Genomic DNA, 17,851 nt, shown 5'->3' on the forward strand with positions numbered 1-17,851 from the left:
GTGTAGGCGTTGCCCGCCCGGCCGGAGGGCATCGCCACCGCGGCCTCCCCGTCCGCCCAGCGGCTGCGCTCCCAGGCCCGGCGTCCACTACGAGTAGGCGGGCGCAAAAAAAGGCGCCCGCAGGCGCCTTTTCGGTCGGCAGGCCGCCGGGCGGCTCCGCCTCCGCCGGCGGAGCCGGCAGCGGCGGCTAGAAGACGTGCCGGATGCCGAGGGCGAGGCCGGTGCTGTCCTCCTGGTCAACCCCGTCCGCGGTGCGGGGGCGGTACTCGCCGAGCGTGTCGTCCTTTTTCCCTGCCCCCTCCGAGGAGTCGTAGCCGTAGCCGGTGAGGGTGGCGCCGTCCTGGCCGACGGCGGCGACGGCGTAGAGCTTGGTCCGCTCGGCGAGGAAGTGGTCGTAGCCGACGACGTACATGGACGGGTCGTCGATGTCCGTGCCGTTGCCGTAGTCGCTGGTGGCCACCGCCTGCGCCTTCAGGTCGCCGCTCGGCAGGCGGTAGGTGGCGCCGAGGGTGGTGGCGGTGGTGTCGTCGACCTGGGCGTGCTCGCCGACGAGCTTGCCGGCGCCGTAGTCCCAGCTGCCGTTGACGGCGACGAGCGGCTCGTCGGCGTCGATGAGCTGGTCCTCGAAGACCGTCAGCCGCGCGGTGTAGGGGCCGCCCTTGTAGAGGAGCTGGCCGCCGACGCCGTCCTCCTCGCGGTCCTCGCCGGTCTGGTCGCTGTCGTCGTTGCCACTGGGGCTGTAGGTGAGGCTGGCCCGAAGGGTCTCGGTCAGCGGCACCGAGTAGCGCAGGGCGTTGCTGATGCGGCTCGGGATTAGCGTCGGCTTGCCGTCCACCAGGCCGGCGCCGCCGAAGGCCATGAACTCGGCGACGGTGCCGAGCTGGTGCTTGAAGAGGTTGCTCTTCTGGGCGTGCTGGTTGCTCAGCGGCAGCCGCCCGGCGACGAGCCGGCCGTAGCGCCCCTCGAGGCCGATGAAGCTGTCGCGCTGGAGGTTGGTCAGGCCGCGGTCCTCGTCGTGCTGGTTCCAGTAGACGCCGGCCTCCCACTGGTAGACGGCCTTGAGGCCGGGGTCGAGCTGCTCGGCGCCGCGGATGCCGATGGCCGAGGTGTTGTTGGTCAGGGTGAGGTCGCCGCCGTTGGAGGCGCCGTAGGCGCCTTTCTCGGACAGGTCTCCCTCCTTGTCTCGGTAGTTGCCGCTGTTGTCGTAGTCGACGCTGTTCAGCGCGACGTTGACCCAGCCGTAGAGCTCCGGGCCCTCGTCGCCGCTGTCCTCGGCGAGGGCCGCCGCGGGGGCGGCCAGGGCGGTGGCCGTGGCGATGGTCAGCACTCTTCTCATGCGATGCTCCTCCTCTTGGGTTGGGGCTCCCGGCCGAGGGGCGTAGCGCCTGTCGCCAGGCGCGCCCGGAGTGGCGCCGGCGCCCCATGATAGCTCCGGCCCGGGAATCCCCTAAACCGCGTGGCGCCTCAGCCGGCCCGGCGGTACGTCCGGAAGGAGAGCCGGAAGCCGCCCTCCGCGGCCTCCTCGCGGGCGGTCTCCTGCCAGCGGCCGTCGAGGGCGGGGAAGCGGGTGTCGCCCTCGGGGGCGTCGTCGACGACGGTGAGCTCGATGCGCTGCGCCCGGCCGAGGCACTGGTGGTAGAGGTCGCCGCCGCCGATGACCATGATCCGCTCGCCGCCGGGGGCGGCGGCGGCCCGCTCGAGGGCCGGCTCGAGGCCCGCGGCCACCTCGGCGCCCTCCAGGGCGAGGCGGGGGTCGCGGGAGAGGACGATGTTGGTCCGCCCGGGCAGGGGGCGGCCGATGGCCGCGAAGGTGCGCCGGCCCATGAGCACGGGGTGGCCGCGGGTCAGGGCCTTGAAGCGCTCGAGGTCGCAGCGGAAGTGCCACGGCTGCTCGCCGTCGGCGCCGATGACCCGGTTGCGGCCCATGATGGCGACGAGGACGATCTCGCTCATACCGCGATCGGGAACTTGATGGCCGGGTGAGGGTTATAGTCGCTCACCTCGAGATCCTCCGCGGTGTAATCCTCGATCCGCTCACGCCTGGCAGTAATCCTGAGATGGGGGAGGGGGCGCGGCTCCCGGGCTAGCTGCTCCTTCACGCCCTCGATCTGGTTCTTGTAGATGTGGGCGTCCCCGATGGTGTGGATAAACTCATCGGCTACCATGCCCAGCTGAAACGCGATGAGGTGGGTCAGCATGGCGTACTGAGGGCAGTTGAAGGCTGCGCCTCCCACAGGCATGTCTGCCGAGCGCTGGTACAGCTGAAGAGAGAGCCCACGCTCGGGCGCAGAGCCTCCGGAGTCCCGGCCGGGCATCAGCGATAGGCGCTCTTCCTGGCTCAATGGCCGCGTATAGAGCTGCATGAGGGTATGGCAGGGCGCCAGCGCCATGCGGCCCTCGCGGGCGTTCTCGTGCGGCAGGCGGTCCTCCTCGGGCAGGTCCGCGGGGATCCAGGCGGAGACCACATGCCGCCGGCTGTCGGGGTGGGTCCGTAGGCCCTCCATGACCTGGGCAATCTGGTCGATGGGCTGATTGGGGCTCTGACCTCTCCACTGGGCCCCGTAGATCGGGCCCAGACTCCCCGTCGCATCGGCCCAGCTGTCCCAGATCTTGGCCGGGAGGGTGTTGATGTTGGTCTCGCCGCGCAAGAACCAGAGCATCTCCTCGAAGGCTGCCCGATAGTTGACCTTCCGGGTGGTGAGAAGGGGGAACCCCTCCTTAAGGTCGGAGCGGACCTGCGCCCCGAAGAGGCTCAGGGTGCCAGTGCCCGTGCGATCCCCCTTGTCAGCGCCCCTCTCCAGGATTTGCTGGAATAGATCTAGGTAAGCTCGCATCTCGAGCCCTCCAATCGTCGTGGCCTCCCTGAAGGGTATGCGGCCTACGGCAGGCTCGAGGCGATGACCGAGCGCACGAGGAGCGCCTTGAGGTAGTCGGTCTCGGGGATCGCCGGGTGGACCGGGTGGTCCGGCGGCGCGCCGCCGCGCTCGAGGATGCGCACCGAGCGGTCGAGGTGGCGCCCGGCGGCGAGAAGGATCCCGGCGAGCCGCTCCTCGGCGAGGTGGGCCGAGCAGGAGCAGCTCAGCAGCACGCCGTCGCGCCCGAGCAGCCGCAGGGCGGCCTCGTTGACGCTGCGGTAGCCGCGCTCGCCGGCCTTGCGGTCGCGCCGGCGCTTGATGAACGCCGGCGGGTCGAGCACCGCGACGTCGAAGCGCTCGCCCTCGAGGCGGGCGGCGGCGAGGTACTCGCCGGCGTCCGCCTCGACGACGGCCACCCGGTCGCCGACGCCGTTGCGCTCGGCGTTGGCGGCGATGCGGTCGCACGCCGCCGCGGAGCGCTCCACGGCCACCACCTCCTGCGCCCCGGCGGCGGCCGCGGCGACGGCGAAGCCGCCGGCGTAGCTGTAGGCGTCGAGGACGCGCTGCCCGGCGGCGTAGGCGGCCAGCCGGGCGCGGTTGGCGCGCTGGTCGAAGTACCAGCCGGTCTTCTGCCCGTCCCGGGCGGGGACCTCGTAGGCCAGGCCCCCCTCGCGGACCTCCAGCGCCTCGGGGCCCTCGCCGCCGAGCCACCCCGTCCACGGCTCGAGCCCCTCGCGCTCGCGGACCGGGCTGTCGGCGCGCACCAGGATGTGCCGGGGGCCGACGACCCGCTCCAGCGCCGCCGCCACCGCCTCGACCTGGTGCTCCATGCCGGCGGTGTTCGGCTGCACGACGCAGGTCTCGCCGAAGCGGTCGATCACCAGGCCGGGCAGGCCGTCGGCCTCGCCGTGGATCAGCCGGTACCACGGCTCGGGGAAGAGGCGCTCGCGCAGGGCCGCAGCGATCTGCAGGCGGTGGGTGAGCGTCGAGCGGTCCAGGGCCACCTGCGGATCGCGGCTGACCAGCCGGGCGCAGATCAACGAGTTGGGGTTGACGTAGACGCTGCCCAGGGCCTTGCCGCGGGCGTCGAGGAGCACGGCCTGCTCGCCGGGGGCGAAGGCGCGCAGCGGCGTGCTCGCCGTGTCGACCTCGTTGCTGAAGACCCACAGGTGCCCGGCGCGCAGGCGGCGCTCCTCGCCGGGCTTGAGGCGTAGGCTCGGACGTTGCTGCATCAGTCGGGGCTCCTCGGTGGGGCGCCTATTCTGCGGCCCGCGGGGGCGGCGCGCAATCCGGGAGGGCGCTCCCGGCGCATCCGCTGTTAGAATGCGCTGGAAGCCACTCGCGTGGAGTCCAGTCCGTTGGCCAAGCCGCAAGCCTTCACCGCCCTTCTCGCCCTGCTGATCGCCGTCGCCGCGCTGGCGCCCGCCGGCCCCGTCGCCGCCGCGGAGCGCTACGTCAGCGACGAGCTCCACATCACCTTCCGCCGCGGGCCCGGCAGCCAGTACAAGATCTACCGCGTCCTCCCCACCGGTACCCGCGTCGAGACCCTGCCGCCGCCCGAGGGCGCCGACTACAGCGAGCAGACCCTGGAGCAGTGGGCCTACGTCCGCGCGGACGGGCAGACCGGCTGGGTCCAGGAGCGCTTTCTCATGGATCAGCGCCCGGCGCGGCTGCGCATCGGCGACGTCGAGCAGGAGCTCGCCGCCGCCCGCAGCGAGATCGAGGAGCTGGAGTCGCAGCTCGCCGCCGCCGAGTCCGACAAGGCGGGCCTCCAGGAGGAGCTCGCCGCCGCCGAGGAGCGCATCGCCACCCTCGAGGGCGAGCTCGAGAAGGCGCAGCGGGGCTACGAGCTCGTCGAGGCCAACGAGGAGCTCAAGGAGCGGGTCTCGAAGCTCATCGAGCGCCGGGAGGCGCTCAAGGAGCGCAACCGCCGGCTGCAGAGCAGCGACCGCCGGGACTGGTTCCTCGCCGGCGCGGGTGTGCTCGTCGGCGGCCTGCTCCTCGGCCTGATCCTGCCGCGGCTGCGGCCCCGGCGCCGGGGCCTCGGCGGCGACCTCTAGCACCGCGGCCGCGATGCGCCTGACCGAGCTCGGCACCGGGCAGTTCGTCGACTGGTTCCGCCACGCCGCCCCGTACATCAACGCCCACCGCGGCCGGACCTTCGTCGTCGCCTTCCCCGGCGAGGCGCTCCGGCCCCCGGCCGTCGAGGGGCTCGTCCGCGATATCGCCGTGCTCGCCAGCCTCGGCGTGGGGCTGGTGCTCGTCCCCGGGGCCCGGGCCCAGGTGGAGGCGCGCCTCGCCGAGCGCGGCCTGGCGCCGCGCTACGCCGAGGGGGGCGAGGGCCTGCGCCTGACCGACGCCGCGGCCCTGGAGTGCGTCAAGGAGGCCGTCGGCGAGGTGCGCACCGAGCTCGAGGCACGCCTGTCCACCGGCGTGGCCGCCTCGCCCATGGCCGGGCTGCGCCTGCGCGTCGTCTCCGGCAACGTCATCACCGCCCGGCCCGTCGGGGTGCGCGGCGGGGTCGACCACCTCTACACCGGCGAGGTCCGGCGCGTCGACGTCGCGGCGCTGCGCCACCGCCTCGACGGCGGCGACATCGCCCTGGTCTCGCCGCTGGGCTACTCGCCCACCGGCGAGACCTTCAACCTCGCCGCCGAGGCGGTGGCCCGCGCCGTCGCCGAGGCCCTCGACGCCGACAAGCTCATCTACCTCAGCGGCTCGGCCCCGCTGCACGGCACCGACGGCCGGCCCGTGCGCGAGCTGACCCCGCGCGAGGCCCGGCAGCGGCTCGAGGCGCCGGCCGGCGGCGCCCTCGACGCCGCCGAGCGGCGGCTGCTGCGCAACGCCTGCGCCGCCTGCACCGCCGGCGTGCGCCGCGTCCACCTGCTCGACCGCGGCCAGGACGGCGCCCTGCTGCTGGAGCTCTTCACCCGCGACGGCGTCGGCACCCTGGTGGCCCCGGAGCCCTTCGAGAGCCTGCGCACCGCCGAGATCGACGACATCCCCGGCATCCTCGCCCTCATCCGCCCCCTGGAGGCGAGCGGCGCCCTGGTCCACCGCTCCCAGGAGCTGCTCGAGGAGGAGATCGGCTACTTCAGCGTCGCCGAGCGCGACGGCGCCGTCATCGCCACCGCGGCGCTGCTGCCCTGGCCCGGGGAGGGGGCCGGCGAGATCGCCTGCCTGGCCGTCGATCCCGACTACCAGAACGCCGGCCGGGCCGCGGCGCTCGTGGACCGGCTCGAGCGCCGGGCGCGGCGCCAGGGGCTCGAGCGGCTGTTCGTGCTCACCACCCGGGCCGAGCACTGGTTCCGCGAGCGCGGCTTCGAGCCGGCCGGCTCGCCGGCCCTGCCGGCGGAGCGCCGGGCGCTCTACGACGCCACCCGGGGCTCGAAGGTGCTGGTCAAGCGAATCGGATAGGATCGCCCTATGCAGGCAGAGCCCGTAAGCATCCCCCTCCCGCCGCGCGAGACGATCGAGGCCGACGTCGCCCGCGCCCTGGCCGAGGACGTCGGCGGCGGCGACCTGACCGCGGCGCTGGTCTCCGCCACCCGCGAGGCCGAGGCCGCCGTGACGCTCCGCGAGGAGGCGGTCGTGTGCGGCGGGCCGTGGCTCGAGGAGGTCTTCCGCCAGGTCGACCGCCGCGTCGGGATCCGCTGGGCCTGCGCCGAGGGCGACCGCGCCGGCGCCGGCAGCGTCCTCTGCCGGCTGCGCGGCCCGGCGCGGGCGCTGCTCACCGGCGAGCGCACCGCGCTGAACTTCCTCCAGCTCCTCTCGGGGACGGCGAGCGCGGTGCGCGGCTACGTCGACGCCGTCGCCGGGACCGGCGTGCAGGTCCTCGACACCCGCAAGACGATCCCCGGCCTGCGCGCGGCGCAGAAGTACGCCGTGCGCTGCGCCGGCGGCGTGAATCACCGCCACGGCCTCTACGACGCCTACCTGATCAAGGAGAACCACATCAGCGCCTGCGGCGGGATCACCCCGGCCGTGGAGCTGGCGCGGCTGCGGGCCGCCGGGGCGCCGGTGATCGTGGAGGTCGAGAGCCTCGAGCAGCTCGAGGCCGCCATCGCCGCCGGGGCGGATACCGTGCTGCTCGACAACTTCGACCTCGAGCAGGTCCGCACGGCGGTGGCGCAGGCCGCCGGGCGGGCCGCCCTGGAGGCCTCGGGCAGCGTCGAGCTCGAAGGGGTCCGCCGGCTCGCCGCCACCGGTATCGACCGGATCTCCGTCGGCGCCGTGACCAAGCACGTGCGCGCCGTCGACCTCTCCATGGGGCTGACCCTCGAGCCCCGCGGCGCGGCGCTTGAAGCGGCGCGCCGCGGCGGCTACGGTGAGCCGCCATGCTGACCTATCCGCAGATCAACCCCATCGCCGTCGAGCTCGGGCCGGTGGCCATCCACTGGTACGGGCTGATGTACGTCGTCGGCTTCCTCGCCGCCTGGGGGCTGGGGCGGTGGCGGGCGCGCCGGCCGGACAGCCCCCTGGACGCCCGGCAGGTCGACGACCTGGTCTTCTTCAGCGCCCTCGGCGTGATCCTCGGCGGCAAGCTCGGCTACCACCTCTTCTACAACTTCGGCGGCTGGACGGCGGACCCGCTGGCGCTGCTGCGCCTCTGGGAGCCGGGGATGTCCTTCCACGGCGGGCTGATCGGCGTGGCCGTGGCGCTCGTGCTCTACGCCCGCCGCCTCGGGGTCGGGCTGCTGCGCCTGTCCGACTTCGCCGCCCCGCTGGTGCCCATCGGCCTCGGCGCCGGGCGGCTGGGCAACTTCATCAACGGCGAGCTCTGGGGGCGGCCGAGCGACGTCCCCTGGGCGATGGTCTACCCGCCCCTCGGGCCGGTCCCGCGCCACCCCTCGCAGCTCTACGAGCTCGCCCTCGAGGGCGTGGCGCTGTTCGCCGTGGTGTGGTGGTTCTCGGCGCGGCCCCGCGCGGCGGGGGCGGTCACCGGCCTCTTCCTCGCCGGCTACGGCGCCGCCCGCTTCCTCGTCGAGTTCTTCCGGATGCCGGATGCGCACCTCGGCTTCCTCGCCCTCGGCTGGGTCACCATGGGGCAGCTCCTGTCGCTGCCGATGATCGCCCTCGGGGCAGCGCTGCTCTGGTGGGCGTACCGGCGGCCCCCGCAATCCCGATCCGCCTGATGGAGCCCCCGCAATGACGATCAAGCCCGACCGCTGGATCCGGCGCATGGCCGAGGAGCACCGCATGATCGAGCCCTTCGCGCCGGAGCAGGTCCGCGAGGCCGAGGGGCAGCGGGTGATCTCCTACGGCACCTCGAGCTACGGCTACGACGTGCGCTGCGCCAACGAGTTCAAGCTCTTCACCAACATCAACTCGGCGGTGGTCGACCCCAAGAACTTCGACGCCAACAGCTTCTTCGACGTCCAGGCGGACGTGTGCATCATCCCGCCCAACTCCTTCGCCCTGGCCTACACCCACGAGTACCTGCGCATCCCGCGCAACGTGCTCACCATCTGCGTGGGCAAGTCCACCTACGCCCGCTGCGGGATCATCGTCAACGTCACCCCGCTCGAGCCGGAGTGGGAGGGGCACGTCACCCTGGAGTTCTCCAACACCACCCCGCTGCCGGCGAAGATCTACGCCTACGAGGGGGTGGCGCAGATGCTCTTCTTCGAGTCGGACGAGGCCTGCGCGACCTCCTACGCCGACCGCGGCGGCAAGTACATGGGCCAGGCCGGGGTGACGCTGCCGCGCTCCTGACAGGGCCGCTTAGCGCTGCAGGCCCGCTGCCTGCTCGAGGCGCTCCAGCTCCTGCAGGGCCTCGTCGAACGCCAGGCGCCCTACCAGGGCCTCGAGCTCACCGCACGCGGTCCCCTGGCTGCGGAGGTAGGCCACCGCGGCCTGCAGGGTCGCCTCCTCGACCCACTCGCTACTGGCCAGGTTGCTCCGGAGCTGCTCCAGGGCGGCCGCGGAGCCGGCGGTGCCGCTCCTCTCGCCGTCGCCGGTCAGCGCCCCCAAGGTCTGCTCGGTCTCCTCGAGGCGTTGCTCGAGGGTGTTGATCGCCGCCTCGTCCACCTCCTCGCCGCGCTTGAGGGCCTTCTCGATCTGCTCGGCCAGGCGGGCGAGCTCCTGGGCGGCCACGTTGCCGGCGGCGCCCTTGAGCGTGTGGGCGACCCGCTCGGCGCTCGCCCTGTCGCCGGCGCGCAGGTGCTCGATGAGCGGCGCGTAGCTCTGCTGGAGCTGGCCCCTGAAGCTGCGCAGCAGGCGGAGGTAGGCCGCCTCGTCACCGCCGAAGAGCCGGCGTCCCTGGTCGAGGTCGAAACCGGGGAGATCGGCGGGGAGGAGCCCCGTAGGGGCGGCGTCGGCCTCCGCCTCCCGAGGCGCCTCCGCAGGGGCGGCGGGCGTCAGGTAGGCGAGCAGGGTAGCGTAGAGCTGGTCCCGGTCGATGGGCTTCTTGATCAGCTCGCGCATCCCGGCGGCCTGGGCCCGCTGCCGGTCCTCCTCCATGACCGCCGCCGACAGGGCGAGGATCGGGCTGGTGTAGCCGGTCTCGATGAGCTGGCGCGACGCCTCGAAGCCGTCCATGACCGGCATCTGCAGGTCCATGAGGATCAGGTCGGGCGCCTCCGCGCGGACGGCCTCGAGGGCCTCCACGCCGTTCTCCGCCACACGGACCTGCGCGCCGGCGCGCTCCAGCAGCAGCGAGGCGACCTCCTGGTTGGTCTGGTTGTCCTCGACGAGCAGGATCCGGTGGGCGGCGAGATTCGGCGCGCTGGTCCCCGCGGTGGCCCTCGGGCGAAGGGCCGCGTCGCCCTGCTCGGCCCGCAGCAGGGCCTGGTAGAGGACGGAGGCCGTGATCGGCTTGGACAGGAAGTCCTGGGTTAGCCCCTCGGGGATTGCCAGCTCGCTGCGGTCGTAGGCGCTCACCATCAGGATCGGGGGGCGGGTCTGCGCCAGCTCGCCGTTCTGCCGGCGCCTCTCGAGCTCCTCACAGGTCTGCCTGCCGTCCATCCCGCCGGGCATCCACCAGTCCATCAGGATGAAGTCGAACGGGGTGCCGCGCCTCTCCATGGCCAGTACCTGATCGACGGCGGCCTCGCCGCTCGCGGCCTCGTGCGTCTCGAACTGCCAGTGGGTCAGCAGCTCACGCATCACCTGGCGGGCGCTCTCGTGGTCGTCCACGATCAGCGCGCGGTAGCCCTGGGTAGGCGGGCGTCCGCAGAGGGGAGGCGCCTCCTGGTCAACGGCCAGGCTCAGGGTGAAGGCGAAGGTGCTGCCTTGGTCGGGCTGGGAGTCCACCTGCAGCTCGCCGCCCATCTTCTCGACCAGCCGGCGGCTGATCACCAGCCCCAGGCCGGTCCCGCCGTACTGCCGGGTCGTCGAGGTGTCCGCCTGGGTGAACGCCTTGAAGATCCGGGCGATCTGCGCCTCGCTCATCCCGATCCCGGTATCCCGGACGCGGAAGCCGAGGGTCACGGCGTCGCGGCTCGAGCCGTCGGCCGCGCGTATGCCCAGCTCGATGGTGCCGCCCCGGGGCGTGAACTTGATGGCATTGCTGAGCAGGTTGCTCAGGATCTGGGTGATCCGCAGTGAGTCCCCTACGAGGGCCCGTGGCAGGCTGGGCTGGATGTCGTAGACGATCTCCAGCTCCTTCTGGTGGGCGGTCTCCTCGAAGAGCGTGGCGAGGTGGTCGACGATCTCGCTGAGGTCGAAGCTCCGCTCCTCCAGCTCCAGCTCGCCGGACTCGATCTTGGAGAAGTCGAGGATGTCGTTGATGATGCCGAGCAGCATCCGCGACGAGCTGTGGATCTTGCCCAGGTAGTCGCGCTGCTTGTCATCCAGGGGCGTATCGAGCAGCAGCTGGCTCAGGCCGATCACGGCGTTCATCGGGGTGCGGATCTCGTGGCTCATGTTGGCCAGGAACTCGCTCTTGGCGCGGCTGGCCCGCTCGGCTTGCTCGCGGGCCAGCTCGGAATCCTCCTGGGCCTGCTTGATCTCGGTGAGATCGTCGTAGACAGCGACGACCTCGCCGGAGGAGAGCCGAAAGACCCGGTTCTCGCGCCAGCCGGCGATGCGCTGATCCTGGTACTGCAGAATGGGGAGCCGCTCCGGCTCGCCGCTCCGGGCCACCCGCTGGAGGGCCTGGAGCAACCCCATCTCGCGGATGCCGGGAAAGCACTCCGTGACTCGGCGGCCGATGACCGCGCCACGCTCAGTCTGGTCCATGTGCGCAGCCGCCGGGTTGTAATCGATGAACTCGAAGTCCTCGCCGCCGTCGATCGGCCGGTACATCGCGACCCCGCTGCTGGTCTGCTCGAAAAGCCCTCGGAACTTCGCCTCTTCCGCGGCCAATTGCCGCTGGTTCTGCTCCTGCTCGGTGATATCGCGGTTGACCCCGACGACCCGGAAGGCATCGCCGGCCTCGTCCCGGATGATCTGGGCCTGCCCGTGGAGGATGCGGACTGCCCCGTCGCTGGGGCGCTGGATGGAGATGGTGACCTCGAACGTGCCGCTGTGCGCCACGGCGGACTCGAAGGCGGTGACCGCTCTCTCGCGGGACTCGGGCAGCAGGGTGTCGAGCCAGTCCTGGAATGTGCCCTGGAACTGCTCGGGGGAGACCCCGTAGAGCTGGAACATGCCCTCGTCCCACTCGAGCCGGCCGGTGGCCAGGTCGTAGTCCCAGATCCCCAGCCCGGCCGCCGAGGTCGCCAGGTGCAGGCGCTCCGTCAGCGCCTTCTGGGCCTCTTCCGCCTGCTTCTCCGCCGTGATGTCCCGCCCGGTGCCGCGGAAGCCGAGCAGCTCGCCATCCTCGTCGAGGATGGGCAGGCCGCTGACGCGCTGATAGACCAGGCGCCCATCGGCGCGTACCGAGGTGTGCTCGAGGCCCTGCCAGGAGCTCTTGATTGCAGCCCACCCACTGAGGAGATCGCGGACACGCTCCGCCTCCGCCTCGGGCATGAAGTCGAAAGGCGAGCGGCCGATGATCTCGTCCACGGAGATCCCCAGGAGGTCCTCCATCGGGGAGGTCACGAAGCTGTAGCGGCCCTCGGCGTCGATCTCCCAGATGTACTCCCCGGCTGCTAGGGAGACGTCCATGAAGCGTTTCTCGCTACGGGCGAGGTCCCTCAGGGCTCGCTTCTGCTCGGTGGTGTCCCGGAAGACCGCCAAGAGCAGCGTCCTCCCCTCGAGAGGGAGCGGGATCACCGAGACCCGGATATCGATGACGCTGCCGTCCTTGCAGCGATGCTGCGTCTCGAAGTCCTCCTGCCCGTGCTCGCGGATGACCCGGATGTGCTCACCGACCTCCTCAGGTGCCTCCAGGGCCTCGTAGTCGCTGATGCGCAGCCGGGCGAACTCCTCGGCGGTGTAGCCGAGCTGCTCATGGGCCTTGCGGTTGAAGTGGACGGGCAGGCCGCTCGCCGGATCGATCAGCAGCGTGGCGTCGGGGTAGAGCTCGAAGAGCGTGCGGAACTTGCGCTCCTGCGCCTCCAGCTCCGCGAACAGCCGGCGCCGCTCGGTGACGTCGGTGTGGCTGCCGATGGCATCGGCCTCGTCCGGGTGGAGCAGCTCGGCGAAGCGGAAGCCCGGCGCCGTGAGCTCCTGCGCCGAATAGCCGAGCACCTGCTCGACGTTGGGGGAGGCGTAGTGCACCGGCCAGCCCGGCTCGGGCCGCCAGAGGAAGACCACCACGGGGCCACCGTCGAGGAAGGCCAGGGCCTGGCGGCGGTTCTGCTCCTCCGGGCGCAGGCTGTACCACGGGGTGTCGTAGAGGTTGGCTAGCTCCCTCTGGCTGATGAGGCCGGTGACCTGACCGGAGCCGTCGACGGCGATGACGCGATCGATGCCCCGCGCGCGGCAGAGGCGCAGCGCCTCGGCGATACTCACCTGCTCATCAAGGGCCTGGACCGGCTGGGCCATGTACGCCGCGACCGGCCGGCTCAGGTCGGCGCCATCGCTCAGCAGGCTGATGAGGTCCTTCTGGGTCAGGATGCCGACCGGATAGGCCCCCTCGGTGCCCCCTGCAGCGTCCTGGCCGACGACGACCACGTCGCGGGTGTCGTGGGCCTTCACGGCCTGGATCGCCTCGTGGATCGTCGCCGTCGCGGGCAGCGTGGTGACCGTCTCGGTCGCTACGGAGCGGAGCTTGGGGAAGGGCATAGGCTGATTCGCTGGACTCGGTGGCCGATCCGCATGGTGGAGGCGTCGTCCTCGGGAGGTTCCCCGGGCGGGCGTGCTGAGCCTGCTCGATCCGTAGTCACCCTGCCGTGTGGACCCGGTTGCGGCCTCCCGCCTTGGCGGCGTAGAGCGCGCGATCCGCTGCCTCCTGTAGCCGCTCGGGCCCCGCTGTGCCGGGCTCCGGGGTCCGGGTGGCGACGCCGACGCTCAAGGTGACGAAGGCGGCGGCGGCGTGCTCGTGCGGCAGGCCCAGGTCGGCCACGGCGGCCCGGAAGCGCTCGCCCATCTCGCTGGCGCCCGGCTCATGGGTATACGGCAGCAGGGCGGCGAACTCCTCGCCGCCGTACCGGGCCACCAGGTCCATGGGGCGGTTGGGCACCCCGGCCAGGGCGCGCGCGACGCGGCGGAGGCACTCGTCGCCGGCACCGTGGCCGTAGTGATCGTTGTACGGCTTGAAGTAATCGACATCCATCATGACGAGGGAGAGCGGCGTGCCGCCGCGCCGGGCGCGGCTCCACTCCTCCTCGAGCTTGCGGTCGAGCACCCGTCGGTTGGGCAGGTCGGTGAGCCCGTCGCGCTGGGAGAGCTGCTCCAGCTCGTCGGTCTTGCGCTTGAGGTCCACGTGGTTCTGCACCCGCGCTCGGACGACAGCCGGGGCGAAGGGCTTGGTGATATAGTCCATCGCCCCGAGCTTGAGGCCGTGCTCCTCGTCCGCTGCGCTGTCGCGCCCGGTGACGAAGATCACCGGGATGCGCTGCGTCTGGGGGTCGGCCTTGAGGCGGCGGCAGACCTCGTGGCCGTCCGGCTCGGGCATCACCACATCGAGGAGGACAAGATCCGGCTGCGGCTCCCCGGCAGCGATCGCCAGGGCCTTGGCCCCGCTGGTGGCGACCTGGACGTGGTAGTCGTCCTTGATCAGGTAGGCCAGGGCCTGGATGTTGGTGGGCTCGTCGTCGACGATCAGGACGGTCGGCCTGTCGGCGGATCGGGGGGTACTCATAAGGGCCCGGCGTGGCTTCCAGGGGGATTCGCGAATCAGCATGCCATGGAAGGCTGATCCATGGCATGCGGGCTGGCTACTCGGTGATCGGGCCGCGGACCGCCTCGAGCTCCATGACGAAGGTCCGGCCGTCGGTGGTGTGCTCGATCCGCAGCGGCAGGTTGTGCCGGCGCGGGTCGACCCAGGCGCGGGTCTCCCGGGAGCTGCCCTGGCCGCGGATGCGCCGGATGCGCTCGGCGCGGAACTCGCCGGCCTTCACCGAGATGCGCTCTCGGCCCTGCCGGCGCAGGGTGTAGTCCGAGAGCTCGCCGTCCTCGTCGACGACCCGGTAGGTGAACGCCTCCCGCCCCGAGGCCTCGAGATCGCGCATCATCAGCAGCTGCGGCAGGAGGCGGTCGACGGTATCGGCGGCGACGGCCTTCACCTCGCCACCGGGCAGGCGCAGCCGGAGCGCCTCGCCGTCGCCGCTGTCCCGGCGCTCGAAGCGCACCGTCTCGCGGCGCTCGCTGCGCCCCTCGCGGCGGTGGACGTAGCGCTCGGGCGCCAGGGTGCCGTCGGGCCCGATGCGCCCGGCGCTGACTTCGGTGAGGTCGATGCCGATGAGCAGCCGCGCGATCCCGCGGGGGGTGACGTAGAGCCGGTAGCGGTAGCGGCCGTCCTCGGGGTAGCTCAGCGACAGCGTGCCCTCGCCGATGGGCATGCGCCCGTACTTGACGACGTACTCCGCCTCGAAGGCCGGGATGCGCTCGTCCGCGGCGGCGGCCGCGCCGGCGCCGAGCAGGCCGGCGAGCAGCAGGGCCGCGGCGGCGAGCCGCCGGGGGAGGGGGAAGGGGACGGTCTTCACGGGCGCTGCGCTCCTCGGGGCCTACTACAGCCCCTCGATGGGGTCGTCGGGGCCGATGCGTACCGGCTCGTCCAGGGGGCGGCCGTCGAGCCGGGGGCCGTCCGCGGTGAGCGCCAGCCGGCCGCTGGCGAGCCAGGCCACGGCGAGGGGGTAGACCCGGTGCTCCTGGCGCTGGACCCGCTCGGCGAGCGTCTCGGCGGTGTCGCCGCTGCCCACGGGGACGACCCCCTGGATGATGGCCGGGCCGGCGTCGAGCGCCGGGGTGACGAAGTGCACGGTGCAGCCGTGGCGCTCGACACCGGCGGCGAGCGCCCGCTCGTGGGTGTGCAGGCCGCGGAAGTCGGGCAGCAGCGACGGGTGGATGTTGAGCAGCCGGCCGCTGAAGCGCTCGACGAAGCCGGGGGTGAGTACCCGCATGAAGCCGGCGAGGACGACGATCTCGGCGCCGGCCTCGGCGAGGGCGTCGGCGACGGCGGCGTCGAAGCGCTCGCGCTCGGCGAAGCCGCGGTGGTCGATGACCCGGGTGGGGACGCCGGCGGCCTCGGCGCGCTGGAGCCCGTAGGCGTCGGCGCGGTTGCTGATGACCGTGGCGAAGCGCGCCGGCAGCCGGCCCGCCGCGGCGGCGTCGAGCAGGGCCTGGAGGTTGCTGCCGCTGCCCGAGAGCAGGACGCCGATGCGGGCCTCGCCGCTCACAGCGCCTCCCCGTCGATGCGCAGCCGCGGGCCCTCGGCGGCGGCGACCACCTCGCCGAGGCGCCAGGCCGGCTCGCCCTGGGCGTGGAGGTAGGCGAGGGCGCGCTCGGCGTGCTCGGCGCCGACGCAGGCGACGAAGCCGACGCCGCAGTTGAAGGTGCGCAGCATCTCGGCGGGCTCGATGCCGCCGGCCCGGGCGAGCCAGCCGAAGACGCTCGGCTGCTCCCAGCCCTCGAGCTCGGCCGCGCACCCCGCCGGCAGGATCCGCGGGAGGTTCTCCGGCAGCCCGCCGCCGGTGATGTGGGCGTAGGCCTTGACGGGGAGCTCGGCGGCCAGCGCCAGGGCGAGGCCGGCGTAGATGCGTGTCGGGCGCAGCAGGTGCTCGGCCAGCGGCTCGCCGTCGAGCTCCTCGGCCAGCGCCCCGGGGCGCTGCTCGAGGACCTTGCGGATCAGGGAGTAGCCGTTGGCGTGGGGCCCCGAGGCAGGCAGGGCGATGAGGGCGTCGCCCGGGGTGACGCTCGTCCCCTCGATGAGGGCGTCGCGCTCGACGACGCCGACGCAGAAGCCGGCCACGTCGTAGTCGTTTCCGGCGTAGAGGCCGGGCATCTCCGCGGTCTCGCCGCCGAGCAGGGCGGCCCCCGCCTCCCGGCAGCCGGCGGCGACGCCGCGGACCACCGCCGCGGCGGTGTCGACGTCGAGGGCGCCGGTGGCGTAGTAGTCGAGGAAGAGCAGCGGCTCGGCGCCCTGGACGGCCACGTCGTTGGCGCACATGGCCACCAGGTCGGTGCCGATCCCCTCGTGGCGCCCGGTCTCGAGGGCCAGGCGCAGCTTCGTGCCGACGCCGTCGGTGCCGGCGACGAGCACCGGCCGGCGGTAGCCGGCGGGCAGCTCGATCAGGCCGCCGAAGCCGCCGATGCCGCCGAGCACCTCCGGCCGGCGCGTCGACTCCACCGCCGGGCGGATGCGCTCGACGAGCTCGCCGCCGGCGTCGATATCGACGCCGGCGGCGCGGTAGGTCAGGGGGTTTTGATCGTCCACGTCTGGGCCTCTATAGTCGTTGGACCGCGTCGTAGGCGGGCACTGCCCCCGGCGGCCGTCGAGGTCGGCGGCGGCAGCGCCCGAGCGCCGGGAGAGCGTGCTATTTTAGAGCCTTTACGCGCGGACTGCCCAATCTCGTTTGATAGCCCCGGATCGCATGATGGATCTCGCTCGCCCCTGGCGCCCCCGGCTCTCGCTCTGGCTCCTCCTCCTCGGCCTTGGCCTCGCCCTCGCGGCGCCGGCGGCGGGGGCGGTGGACCGGGAGGCGGTCTACACGGCGACGGTCGCGGTGGAGGGCCGCTCCGCGGCGGCCCGCGAGCGCGCGGCGGGGCAGGGCCTGGAGCGCGTCCTGGGCCGGATGACCGGCGCCTACGAAGATCTCGGCGACAGCCCCGCCGCGGCGCTGCTCGAGCGCCCGGAGCGCTACCTGGCGGGGTACCGCTACCAGCGCGGCGACGAGGGGCAGGGGCTGCGCATCGAGCTGCGCTTCGACGACGCCGCGCTGCGCCAGGCCCTGGGCGAGCGCCAAGTCCCCGTCTGGGGGAGCTATCGCCCGCCGGTGCTGGCCTGGCTCGCCGTCGAGCGCGGCGGCGAGCGCCGGCTCGTGGGCGCCGACGACACCGGGGATCGCGTCTACGAGGGCTTCCAGCGGCTCGCCGAGGCGCGGGCGCTGCCCCTGAGCCTGCCGCTGCTCGACCTCCAGGACCGCCGGGCGCTGGGCTTCATCGACATCTGGGGCGGCTTCGACGAGGTGGTGCGCGAGGCCTCGGCCCGCTACGACCCCAGCACCGTGCTCGCCCTGGCCCTGCGCCGGGACGGGGACGGGCGGTGGCGGGGCCGCTGGCACCTGCTCCTCGGCGAGGAGGGGCACGCCTACCGGAGCGGGCCGGGGGAGCTCGAGGCGGTGATGCGCCGCGGGCTCGACGAGGTCGGCCGGGCGCTGGTCCGCCGCTACGCGGTGGTCCCGGGGGCGCACTCGGGGGAGTACCTGCGGATCGAGGTGCGGGGGCTCGAGGCGGCGACCGACTACGTCGAGCTCGTCCGCGAGCTCGAGGGGGTCCGCGGCGTCGAGGGGGCCGGCGTGCTGCGGGCCTCGGGGCGGCGCGCGGAGCTGCGCCTGGAGCTGGGCCGCAGCCGCGAGCGGGTCCTCGGCGGCCTCAACGCCTTGCAGCGGCTCGAGCTGGAGCCGCCGCCCGCCGAGGCGCAGGGCGGCGAGGGCCGCCAGGCGCGGGCCTACCGCTGGCGCGGCTAGCCGCCCGCCGGGCCGGCGCGCCGGCCCGGCGGGGCAAGG

General features: G+C 73.0%; 15 protein-coding genes. 6 read left to right on the forward strand and 9 right to left on the reverse strand.

Annotated elements, in window-relative coordinates:
- Positions 1-187: 187 nt before the first annotated feature.
- The 4 genes from CKO13_RS00755 to CKO13_RS00770 all read right to left on the reverse strand — a co-directional run bounded on the left by CKO13_RS00755 (position 188) and on the right by CKO13_RS00770 (position 4,087).
- Positions 188-1,336, reverse strand: a complete 1,149-nt coding sequence (locus tag CKO13_RS00755) for a porin (RefSeq protein WP_200255845.1) — start codon at positions 1,334-1,336, stop codon at positions 188-190.
- Positions 1,337-1,464: 128 nt separating this feature from the next.
- Positions 1,465-1,953 carry a dihydrofolate reductase gene (locus tag CKO13_RS00760; RefSeq protein WP_200255847.1) on the reverse strand — a complete coding sequence of 163 codons (489 nt, stop codon included), beginning with the start codon at positions 1,951-1,953 and terminating at the stop codon, positions 1,465-1,467.
- Entirely contained in the window at positions 1,950-2,834 is an 885-nt protein-coding gene (gene thyA / locus CKO13_RS00765; protein WP_200255849.1) for a thymidylate synthase, read from the reverse strand. The genes CKO13_RS00760 and thyA overlap by 4 nt, the downstream gene beginning before the upstream one ends.
- A gap of 44 nt (positions 2,835-2,878) precedes the next feature.
- The gene (locus CKO13_RS00770; protein WP_200255851.1) at positions 2,879-4,087 is read right to left on the reverse strand and encodes a class I SAM-dependent rRNA methyltransferase; all 1,209 of its coding nucleotides are present in this window, start codon (positions 4,085-4,087) and stop codon (positions 2,879-2,881) included.
- A gap of 126 nt (positions 4,088-4,213) precedes the next feature.
- On the opposite strand from CKO13_RS00770, the gene CKO13_RS00775 reads away from it, so the two are divergent.
- From CKO13_RS00775 to dcd, 5 genes are read left to right on the forward strand one after another with little or no spacing between them, the layout of a single operon-like run.
- Positions 4,214-4,915: a TIGR04211 family SH3 domain-containing protein gene (locus CKO13_RS00775; protein WP_200255853.1), complete on the forward strand. Its 702-nt coding sequence runs from the start codon at positions 4,214-4,216 to the stop codon at positions 4,913-4,915.
- Positions 4,916-4,928: 13 nt separating this feature from the next.
- Positions 4,929-6,272, forward strand: a complete 1,344-nt coding sequence (gene argA, locus CKO13_RS00780; RefSeq protein ID WP_200255854.1) for an amino-acid N-acetyltransferase — start codon at positions 4,929-4,931, stop codon at positions 6,270-6,272.
- A gap of 9 nt (positions 6,273-6,281) precedes the next feature.
- Complete coding sequence (gene nadC, locus CKO13_RS00785; protein WP_200255863.1) at positions 6,282-7,199, forward strand: carboxylating nicotinate-nucleotide diphosphorylase; 918 nt, start codon at positions 6,282-6,284, stop codon at positions 7,197-7,199.
- Positions 7,193-7,990: a prolipoprotein diacylglyceryl transferase gene (gene lgt / locus CKO13_RS00790; RefSeq protein ID WP_200255865.1), complete on the forward strand. Its 798-nt coding sequence runs from the start codon at positions 7,193-7,195 to the stop codon at positions 7,988-7,990. The genes nadC and lgt overlap by 7 nt, the downstream gene beginning before the upstream one ends.
- A gap of 13 nt (positions 7,991-8,003) precedes the next feature.
- Entirely contained in the window at positions 8,004-8,570 is a 567-nt protein-coding gene (gene dcd, locus CKO13_RS00795; RefSeq protein ID WP_200255867.1) for a dCTP deaminase, read from the forward strand.
- Positions 8,571-8,579: 9 nt separating this feature from the next.
- Here dcd and CKO13_RS00800 read toward each other — a convergent pair whose 3' ends face one another.
- From CKO13_RS00800 to purM, 5 genes are all read right to left on the reverse strand, one after another.
- Positions 8,580-12,968 (reverse strand): response regulator, encoded by a 4,389-nt coding sequence (locus CKO13_RS00800; RefSeq protein WP_242467821.1) that lies wholly within the window; start codon positions 12,966-12,968, stop codon positions 8,580-8,582.
- A gap of 97 nt (positions 12,969-13,065) precedes the next feature.
- A complete protein-coding gene (locus CKO13_RS00810) occupies positions 13,066-13,986 on the reverse strand; it encodes a diguanylate cyclase domain-containing protein (RefSeq protein ID WP_200255869.1) in 921 nt (306 codons plus the stop codon).
- Positions 13,987-14,062: 76 nt separating this feature from the next.
- Entirely contained in the window at positions 14,063-14,830 is a 768-nt protein-coding gene (locus CKO13_RS00815) for a DUF3108 domain-containing protein (protein WP_200255871.1), read from the reverse strand.
- A gap of 24 nt (positions 14,831-14,854) precedes the next feature.
- Positions 14,855-15,523 carry a phosphoribosylglycinamide formyltransferase gene (gene purN, locus CKO13_RS00820; protein ID WP_200255873.1) on the reverse strand — a complete coding sequence of 223 codons (669 nt, stop codon included), beginning with the start codon at positions 15,521-15,523 and terminating at the stop codon, positions 14,855-14,857.
- On the reverse strand, positions 15,520-16,560 hold the full coding sequence (purM, locus tag CKO13_RS00825; RefSeq protein WP_200255875.1) for a phosphoribosylformylglycinamidine cyclo-ligase: 1,041 nt from the start codon (positions 16,558-16,560) through the stop codon (positions 15,520-15,522). The genes purN and purM overlap by 4 nt, the downstream gene beginning before the upstream one ends.
- Before the next feature lie 157 nt (positions 16,561-16,717).
- Between purM and CKO13_RS00830 the strand changes: the two genes are divergently transcribed.
- Positions 16,718-17,812 (forward strand): DUF2066 domain-containing protein, encoded by a 1,095-nt coding sequence (locus CKO13_RS00830; protein WP_200255877.1) that lies wholly within the window; start codon positions 16,718-16,720, stop codon positions 17,810-17,812.
- Positions 17,813-17,851 lie beyond the last annotated feature (39 nt).

This window comes from Halorhodospira neutriphila (genome assembly GCF_016584055.1).
In the GTDB taxonomy this organism is placed as follows: Bacteria; Pseudomonadota; Gammaproteobacteria; order Nitrococcales; family Halorhodospiraceae; genus Halorhodospira; species Halorhodospira neutriphila.

Excerpts from the sequence above, each read along its gene's own strand:
- dcd (WP_200255867.1), top strand. The coding sequence starts at position 8,004 with ATGACGATCAAGCCCGACCGCTGGATCCGGCGCATGGCCGAGGAGCAC.
- argA (WP_200255854.1), top strand. The coding sequence starts at position 4,929 with ATGCGCCTGACCGAGCTCGGCACCGGGCAGTTCGTCGACTGGTTCCGC.
- CKO13_RS00760 (WP_200255847.1), bottom strand. The coding sequence starts at position 1,953 with ATGAGCGAGATCGTCCTCGTCGCCATCATGGGCCGCAACCGGGTCATC.
- lgt (WP_200255865.1), top strand. The coding sequence starts at position 7,193 with ATGCTGACCTATCCGCAGATCAACCCCATCGCCGTCGAGCTCGGGCCG.
- CKO13_RS00800 (WP_242467821.1), bottom strand. The coding sequence starts at position 12,968 with ATGCCCTTCCCCAAGCTCCGCTCCGTAGCGACCGAGACGGTCACCACG.
- CKO13_RS00770 (WP_200255851.1), bottom strand. The coding sequence starts at position 4,087 with ATGCAGCAACGTCCGAGCCTACGCCTCAAGCCCGGCGAGGAGCGCCGC.
- CKO13_RS00810 (WP_200255869.1), bottom strand. The coding sequence starts at position 13,986 with ATGAGTACCCCCCGATCCGCCGACAGGCCGACCGTCCTGATCGTCGAC.
- CKO13_RS00755 (WP_200255845.1), bottom strand. The coding sequence starts at position 1,336 with ATGAGAAGAGTGCTGACCATCGCCACGGCCACCGCCCTGGCCGCCCCC.
- thyA (WP_200255849.1), bottom strand. The coding sequence starts at position 2,834 with ATGCGAGCTTACCTAGATCTATTCCAGCAAATCCTGGAGAGGGGCGCT.
- nadC (WP_200255863.1), top strand. The coding sequence starts at position 6,282 with ATGCAGGCAGAGCCCGTAAGCATCCCCCTCCCGCCGCGCGAGACGATC.
- CKO13_RS00830 (WP_200255877.1), top strand. The coding sequence starts at position 16,718 with ATGATGGATCTCGCTCGCCCCTGGCGCCCCCGGCTCTCGCTCTGGCTC.